Origin of the sequence: Undibacterium sp. CY21W, assembly GCF_014284265.1 — a bacterium.
Classification (GTDB): Bacteria; Pseudomonadota; Gammaproteobacteria; order Burkholderiales; family Burkholderiaceae_D; genus Undibacterium; species Undibacterium aquatile.
Genome location: NZ_JACOGE010000008.1, coordinates 149,497 through 156,620, shown reverse-complemented (window position 1 = coordinate 156,620; position 7,124 = coordinate 149,497). Strand labels below are relative to the sequence as shown.

The 7,124-nt window shown below is 47.0% G+C and carries 8 protein-coding genes, 5 tRNA genes and 1 pseudogene; 1 reads left to right on the top strand and 13 read right to left on the bottom strand.

The window, feature by feature from the left end; translation table 11 throughout:
* A partial coding sequence (locus H8K29_RS17795; protein WP_222611515.1) for a hypothetical protein occupies positions 1 to 211 on the top strand: 211 nt, incomplete at its 5' end.
* Positions 212 to 295: 84 nt separating this feature from the next.
* Here the strand turns inward: H8K29_RS17795 and H8K29_RS16905 are convergent.
* The 13 genes and pseudogenes from H8K29_RS16905 to era form a co-directional block, all read right to left on the bottom strand.
* Positions 296 to 687 (bottom strand): annotated as a pseudogene (locus H8K29_RS16905) (tyrosine-type recombinase/integrase); the annotation flags it as partial.
* A complete protein-coding gene (locus tag H8K29_RS18230; RefSeq protein ID WP_370527216.1) occupies positions 657 to 890 on the bottom strand; it encodes an Arm DNA-binding domain-containing protein in 234 nt (77 codons plus the stop codon). The gene H8K29_RS18230 and the pseudogene H8K29_RS16905, both read right to left, overlap by 31 nt.
* Positions 891 to 1,025: 135 nt before the next feature.
* A tRNA-Leu gene (locus tag H8K29_RS16900) sits at positions 1,026 to 1,118 on the bottom strand.
* Between the two features lie 70 nt (positions 1,119 to 1,188).
* A tRNA-Cys gene (locus tag H8K29_RS16895) sits at positions 1,189 to 1,262 on the bottom strand.
* Between the two features lie 83 nt (positions 1,263 to 1,345).
* A tRNA-Gly gene (locus H8K29_RS16890) sits at positions 1,346 to 1,421 on the bottom strand.
* 36 nt (positions 1,422 to 1,457) lie between these two features.
* Positions 1,458 to 1,533: transfer RNA gene (locus H8K29_RS16885), tRNA-Gly, on the bottom strand.
* Between the two features lie 33 nt (positions 1,534 to 1,566).
* Positions 1,567 to 1,642 (bottom strand) — tRNA-Gly (locus H8K29_RS16880).
* Positions 1,643 to 1,692: 50 nt separating this feature from the next.
* Positions 1,693 to 2,280 (bottom strand): CDP-diacylglycerol--glycerol-3-phosphate 3-phosphatidyltransferase, encoded by a 588-nt coding sequence (gene pgsA, locus H8K29_RS16875; protein WP_186883657.1) that lies wholly within the window; start codon positions 2,278 to 2,280, stop codon positions 1,693 to 1,695.
* A 38-nt stretch (positions 2,281 to 2,318) separates the two neighbouring features.
* A complete protein-coding gene (gene uvrC, locus H8K29_RS16870) occupies positions 2,319 to 4,193 on the bottom strand; it encodes an excinuclease ABC subunit UvrC (protein WP_186898510.1) in 1,875 nt (624 codons plus the stop codon).
* 4 nt (positions 4,194 to 4,197) lie between these two features.
* A complete protein-coding gene (acpS, locus tag H8K29_RS16865; protein ID WP_186898509.1) occupies positions 4,198 to 4,605 on the bottom strand; it encodes a holo-ACP synthase in 408 nt (135 codons plus the stop codon).
* Position 4,606: 1 nt separating this feature from the next.
* Positions 4,607 to 5,368, bottom strand: a complete 762-nt coding sequence (locus H8K29_RS16860; protein WP_186898508.1) for a pyridoxine 5'-phosphate synthase — start codon at positions 5,366 to 5,368, stop codon at positions 4,607 to 4,609.
* Positions 5,365 to 6,207, bottom strand: coding sequence for a DNA repair protein RecO (gene recO, locus H8K29_RS16855; protein ID WP_186898507.1), 843 nt, complete (start codon positions 6,205 to 6,207; stop codon positions 5,365 to 5,367). Before recO ends, H8K29_RS16860 begins: the two co-directional genes overlap by 4 nt.
* Positions 6,208 to 6,215: 8 nt before the next feature.
* Entirely contained in the window at positions 6,216 to 7,118 is a 903-nt protein-coding gene (gene era / locus H8K29_RS16850; protein WP_186883662.1) for a GTPase Era, read from the bottom strand.
* Between the last annotated feature and the right edge of the window lie 6 nt (positions 7,119 to 7,124).

Genomic DNA, 7,124 nt, shown 5'->3' with positions numbered 1-7,124 from the left:
AGATGTATCGCCGCTGATGGATCTTGCTCGATTTAAAAGCGGGAGAACGTTGTCGTTGCTGAGTGTTGTGATGGCGACGACACCATGTCTTTTGGTTGAGAGTCTTCTGCTGACTCTGTTGAAGTCCGGCAGGGAGTGGTTTATTAAAACGGATAACGGGACACACAAGCAGTACCAATATTATCAGTTGCGTTCTTCACTCTTTAATTGACCATTGCATAAAATACTAAAGAGAAAATATTCCAATCCTGAACAATAACTACATGTATTTAAATAAATCGAATACATGAAACTTTTACGCACCAAGCGATAACGTAGATGATCCATCGCGCAACTTATCAAGATAGTCCGCCCAGCGCTGCATCATCTCTCTGCGTGCCGGTAAGTGTGCAGTACGGTTATAAGCCCGGCCATTCGGATCTTTTACCGCATGTGCTAACTGATGTTCGATAAAATCAACGCGCTCGCCAAGTACTTCATCCATGATAGTGCGCGCCATGGCTCTGAAGCCATGTGCAGTCATCATCCCTTCGTGTATCCCAAAGATCGCAGAGCGGCGTTAATCGTGTTTTCACTCATGCAGCGTTCACTTGTTCGAATGCTTGGGAAAACATACTTTCTGTGTCCCGACATCGGATGGACTGACTTTAGGATTTCTAAGGCTTGGATCGAAAGCGGTACAACGTGAGGCGATTCTGCTTACCATTTTCCTGACGATAGGACATGCGCCAGATTTTTGTACCAGCAGCTGACACTTCGAGGTACATACCTCCTCCATCGGCTAAGGTATATGTTTTTCCGTCTCTGGGTTTAGCAGTTCTGACTTGCGTGTCAGTGAGTGGTTTAGCGAGTTTTGGTATTTTGCATCCAAGTGATTTTGAGATTTGCATCCATGGATAAAAGTATGGATGCAAAAACCTTGGATGGCAATGGACGTATCAAGACAATATAAAACAAAAAACCCGCATTCTCTCTAGGAAGAAGGCGGGTTATTGGACATCTTTGTACTTCTTTAAACGTGTGATTGGTGCCCGAGGCCGGAATCGAACCGGCACGCCCGCTATTAACGAAGCGGCGGATTTTAAGTCCGATGTGTCTACCTATTTCACCACTCGGGCCCATCACTACAACATGCAGCCGAAGCTGCTTGCTCTGAAAAAAAAGCGCTTAACAGCGCTTTCTTAAAACTGGAGGCGGGGGTCGGGATCGAACCGGCGTCTACGGCTTTGCAGGCCGCTGCATAACCACTTTGCTACCCCGCCAAGGGTGCTGTTTCAATCATAAAAACTGAAACGCGGCAAAACAACTTTAAGAAAAAAGGGAAGCTTTGCTTCCCTTCAGAATCTGGAGCGGGAAAAGAGTCTCGAACTCTCGACCTCAACCTTGGCAAGGTTGCGCTCTACCAACTGAGCTATTCCCGCATTTGCACTACAAATACATCATGTACTAATAAAAACTGGAGCGGGAAAAGAGTCTCGAACTCTCGACCTCAACCTTGGCAAGGTTGCGCTCTACCAACTGAGCTATTCCCGCATTTGTACTACTATTTTTTTCGCTGAAAAAACTTGGAGCGGGAAAAGAGTCTCGAACTCTCGACCTCAACCTTGGCAAGGTTGCGCTCTACCAACTGAGCTATTCCCGCATCAACGAAAGACCAGAATTATATAGTATCCATGAATTCTGTCAAGCGAGCTAACTGAGTTTTTCAGTTGACTCTTTAATCAGAGGCCATGCTTTTCGCAAATAATAAAACATAGACCATACCGTCAATACTGCGGCAATGAGCAACAACCAGGATCCGGTCAAACCACTGTCAATATAATTAAATAAAACAAAATTCGGGCTCAAAAGTAGCGGTATCGCCATCATTTGTGCAGCCGTTTTGATTTTACCAATCGAACTGACGGCAACCGACTTTGACGCACCGATCAGCGCCATCCATTCACGCAAGGCCGAGATGGTAATTTCACGACCGATAATGACGAACGCGACAACGGCGTTAACACGGTCAAACTCCACCAACACAAGCAATGCACCGGCAACCATCAACTTATCAGCGACCGGGTCAAGGAAGGCGCCGAACGAAGATGTCTGATTCCAGCGACGCGCGAGAAAACCATCAAACCAATCGGTCACCGCTGCGATAATAAAGACAAGGCTGGATGCAACCCCTTTTTCAAAAGGACTCAACCATGTATCAGGCAAATAAAATACACCGACTACCAACGGAATCAGAGCGACACGTAACCAGGTCAACAAAATAGGAAAATTAAATGGCATAAGTTTTTATTCAGATTATTTCCGGTAATTATATTGGGCTAACGCAATCGCTTGTAAATTTCTTCTGCCAACTGCCGGGATATACCTTCAACGCTCGCCAGCTCTTCAACGCTGGCATCACTGACTCCCTTCAAGCCACCAAAGCGCACCAATAGTTTTTGTCTGCGCTTTGGCCCCACTCCCTCAATCTCTTCTAATTGCGATGCCTGTCTGGATTTATCGCGCTTTGCCCGCATACCAGTAATAGCAAAGCGATGCGCCTCATCACGAATCTGCGCAATCAACATCAAAGCAGCGGACTCTTTTCCCAATTCTTTTGGTTCACGTCCATCAACAAAAACCAAAGTTTCGAGGCCAACCTTACGCCCCTCGCCTTTGGCAACACCCACGATCCTGCTGGTATCCAAGCCAAGTTCGACAAACACCTGGCGCGCCATCTCCACCTGTCCCTTGCCGCCATCAATCAAAACAACATCTGGTAAGGTCTGCACGCTTTCGTCCTGATCACTGACAATTTTTTCATAACGACGGAACAATACCTGCCGCATAGCCGCGTAATCATCGCCCGGCGTAATGTCTTTGATGTTGTAGCGTCTGTATTCTCCACTTTGCATTGCATGGTGATGGAATACCACGCATGAAGCCTGAGTCGCCTCCCCCTGCGTATGGCTGATGTCAAAACACTCGATTCGCAACTGCTCCGGATTGTCAGTATCCAAATCAAGAACCGCCGCCAGCGCCAGCGTCCGTGCTTGCTGCGAGCCGTGCTCAGACAGTAGTCTGGTCAATGCCAAAGCGGCACCCTTCACTGCCATTTCAAGCCAGATACGCCGCTGTTCCTGAGGTTGAAAAGATAAATGAATTTTGTGTCCACACTGTTCGGCAAGTGCCAGCAACAGATCTGGTTCATCCAACTCGACATTCATCACAATCGTTGATGGGATGAACTGATCAACATAATGCTGCGCGAGAAAAGCGGCAACGATTTCCTGCTCAATCGAATCTTCTGCAGTCGATCTGACATCATCCACATGACTGGGGAAATACGCGCGGTCGCCAAGATGCCGTCCACCCCGCACCATCGCCAGGTTCACACAAGCTCGACCTCCCTCGACAATCACGGCCACAATATCAACATCCGCATTGCCAGTGGTTTCCATGCTTTGCTGATGCAACACCTTAGACAAGGCTGACATTTGATTACGAACGAATGCTGCTTGCTCAAATTTCAGTTCGGAGGAAAAAGCCAGCATTTTCTTCTCCAACGTCTGCATGACTTCTAATTGCCGTCCACGTAAAAAATCGGCAGCATTTTTAACGTCCAATAGGTAATCTTCAGGCGTAATAAAGTCAACACAAGGAGCACTGCAACGCTGAATCTGATGCAATAGACAAGGCCTGGTACGATTCGCAAATACACTATCCTCGCAGCTACGCAACAAGAACACTTTCTGCAGGATTTGCATCGATTCCTTGACCGCCCAACCAGATGGAAAGGGGCCAAAATACTGGTGTTTTTTATCGATAGCGCCACGATAGTAGGTCATTCGCGGCGTCTTTTCTGAAGTAATTTTCAGGTAAGGATAAGACTTATCGTCCCTGAATAAAATATTGTAGCGAGGCCGCAAAGCTTTGATCAGGTTATTTTCCAGAATCAGGGCTTCTGCTTCACTGCGTGTCACCGTCGTTTCCAACCTGACTATTTTTGCCACCATCATAGCAATACGCGGACTCGACAGCGTCTTTTGAAAATAACTGTTGACGCGCTTCTTCAGATCACGCGCCTTACCCACATACAAAACCTGCCCCTGCTCATCAAAGTAACGATACACCCCGGGCAAATGAGGAAGCTTCGATACCGTATCTAAAACAGACTGACGAACATCACTCGCCGAAGATTGATTCGTATCCATCAGATCAGATATCCGTACCGGATTTTTTTTCCACAATCACAAAGGCCAAAACGTGATCAGCTTCGTCGCTAAGGGAAATATGGGACGTCAGGCAACGTAACGCCATCCATTCATACAAGGTGCCAGTCAGCCTCACAACAGGCTTTCCGTCATCGTCGTTCAGCGTTTGCATGTTATGCAAGGTCATAGGTGCTGCTATACCCGTACCAATCGCCTTTGAAAATGCCTCCTTCGCGGCAAATCTGGTCGCCAGATAGCGCGTACCACGTAGCAAATTTTGCTCTCGTCGCTGAAAAAAAATACGCAGCTCATCTTCACCCAGAATTTTTCTGGCAAAGCGCTCGCCACTTCTGACAAGAGCATGTTCAATACGGGTAAGTTGAACGATATCAGTGCCGATGCCATAAATCATCTCAAGCCCTCTGCGTTAACCCTGAGCGGACTAAAATCGCTTTCATCTCTTTCACCGCGACATTCCATCCAACTGACAGAGTCCGGGCAAAAATTGCATCGGCGGTATTAATTTGCGTAACGTCCGATAATGAGGCAAGAGCCACAATATTTTGGTAGTTAAAGTTGCCACTGAGCTGCACCGATAAGCCTTGTCGAATACTTTCAATAGCCATCGCTTGCAACTCACTCAACGCCTGCTGGCGCATCGCATTATTGTCTGCCTGAACATAGCGCTCAGCACTGAGCACTATCGCGTTCGCACCAGATTCAGCACATGCCTGAATCTGTTCTGGTTTTGGCCTGACAAATAGGGATGAGCGATGCCCGTTACGATGCAACTGACTGACAAACGACTGTAATAGCGAAAAATCCTCAACAACATCCACTGGCGCGAATCGCTCATCTGATCCGCCATCTGCTGCAACCAGACATACATTCGCAGGACGAATTTCAGACACGATATCCAGTGTTTGCGCAATCGCCGTTGCGTTGATTTTCAAACGCCCGGTAAACTGCTGCGACATGGTTTGCATCAACGCTTGCCGGACATTTGCATTTTTCGCTGACAAATAAATAGATAATCCATCTGCACCAGCTTCCTCTGCAGTAATCGCAAATGCAAGTGGGTCAAGAAGACTGTCTTTGCGGCCGTCCAAAAAACTGAGCAGTGGATCAAGACTGACTTCAAGCAAGGTAGATTGTTGATGTGAATGAACGTTCATAAATTTTGCAAATCGATCAGAATCTGCCTGGTATTTAGAGATGCGCCATGCAAGTGGTGTCCGAGCAAAAAACGCATCAACATCTTACTTTGAAATTGCGTGACCGTATCAGCGTAATCTGCTTGCGCCATATCCAATAAGGTTTTACCACTGACAATGGGAATATGATCTGATGTAGTCGCAATCCGTGTGCCGACCTCAGGATCGACAACGTAATTCAACGCTGCATCCACTTTACTTCTGGAAAACGTGCAAAACGTCAGATCGCCCAACAAACCCGACTCTCGCAACAGCGCCAGTTCAAACTGACGCAAAACGGTCGGTGCAGGCTCATCATGAGCCAATAAATTCAGTGTACTTATATATTGTTCAAACAGTGCAGTATGCGGCTCATCACGCACCAGAAATTTAACCAACAACTCATTGAGGTAAAACCCGCACAGTAACGCTGATCGCTCGAGCGGCAGCATACCACCGACCCAGTCAGCCCCGGTAAGTATCGGGATTTCGGACTTCCCAGTCCATCCCAACTGCAAAGGCTGGAAGGTCTGCAACACGCTGCGCAACTGAGAATGCGGTCGCTTAGCCCCCTTGGCTACAAGAGCAATACGACCGTAATCGCGTGTGAATATCTCTACGATCAGGCTGGTTTCTTTATACGGCCAGGAGTGCAATACAAAACCCGGCTGGTGAAGTATTTTTCGCTCGCGCGGCAAAACTCCACCAGCCATCGTCTGGGATTTTTTTTTTGATTGAGCGGGAACCGGATCAATAGCAGTGGCGACCATATTAAAAGCATCGCCATGCTGAGTTAAAACGACTGTATGAACATCAGTCATGCAACGAACTATTCGTAACCGTAGGCTCTTAAACCTGCTTCGTTATCCGCCCATCCAGATTTTACTTTGACCCAGATTTCGAGATAAACGGGACCGCCGAACAGTTTCTCCATATCCACGCGAGATTGCGTGGATATATCCTTCAGACGCGCACCTTTGTTACCAATTACCATCGATTTATGCCCATCACGATCGACCAGTATGGCGACAAAAATGCGGCGTAAATTTCCTTCCTGCTCAAATTTTTCAATCAGCACAGTGCTTGTATACGGCAACTCATCGCCGACAAAACGGAATAATTTTTCGCGGACAATTTCCGTGGCAAGAAATTTTTCACTGCGGTCAGTAATATCATCTTCCGCAAACATCGGCGGATTCAGTGGCAAATATTTTCTTGTTTCACCTTCCAGATTTTCAAGCTGGAAACGCAAAGTCGCAGAAACCGGAACAATCGCGGCAAATGGAAACAATGCGGCAACCTTCTGTGCAAACGGCATCATGACCGCTTTATCTTTAATGCGATCAGATTTATTAATCACCAGAATGCAAGGCACATTTTTTGGCAATAAATCGATCACTTGCTGATCGGCAGGGCCAAAAGTGCCAGCCTCGACCAGAAATAAAATGACGTCCGCCGCTGTCAGCGTTGTCGTCACGGTTCTGTTCAGTGTGCGGTTTAAAGCATTTGAATGACGTGTCTGAAAACCCGGTGTATCAACGTACACAAACTGCGTATTGTCTTTGGTTTGTATTCCGGTAATACGATGACGGGTAGTCTGAGCCTTACGAGAAGTAATGCTGACTTTTGCCCCAATCAACGCATTCATCAAGGTCGATTTACCTACATTAGGACGACCGACAATAGCAATATACCCACAGCGAAAATCAGGGTTATCAATTAATTCATTCATAGAGTG

Coding starts and splice junctions, on each gene's coding strand:
- era (WP_186883662.1), bottom strand. CDS start 7,118: ATGAATGAATTAATTGATAACCCTGATTTTCGCTGTGGGTATATTGCT.
- pgsA (WP_186883657.1), bottom strand. CDS start 2,280: ATGCCATTTAATTTTCCTATTTTGTTGACCTGGTTACGTGTCGCTCTG.
- H8K29_RS16860 (WP_186898508.1), bottom strand. CDS start 5,368: ATGAACGTTCATTCACATCAACAATCTACCTTGCTTGAAGTCAGTCTT.
- recO (WP_186898507.1), bottom strand. CDS start 6,207: ATGACTGATGTTCATACAGTCGTTTTAACTCAGCATGGCGATGCTTTT.
- uvrC (WP_186898510.1), bottom strand. CDS start 4,193: ATGGATACGAATCAATCTTCGGCGAGTGATGTTCGTCAGTCTGTTTTA.
- H8K29_RS18230 (WP_370527216.1), bottom strand. CDS start 890: ATGCAAATCTCAAAATCACTTGGATGCAAAATACCAAAACTCGCTAAA.
- acpS (WP_186898509.1), bottom strand. CDS start 4,605: ATGATTTATGGCATCGGCACTGATATCGTTCAACTTACCCGTATTGAA.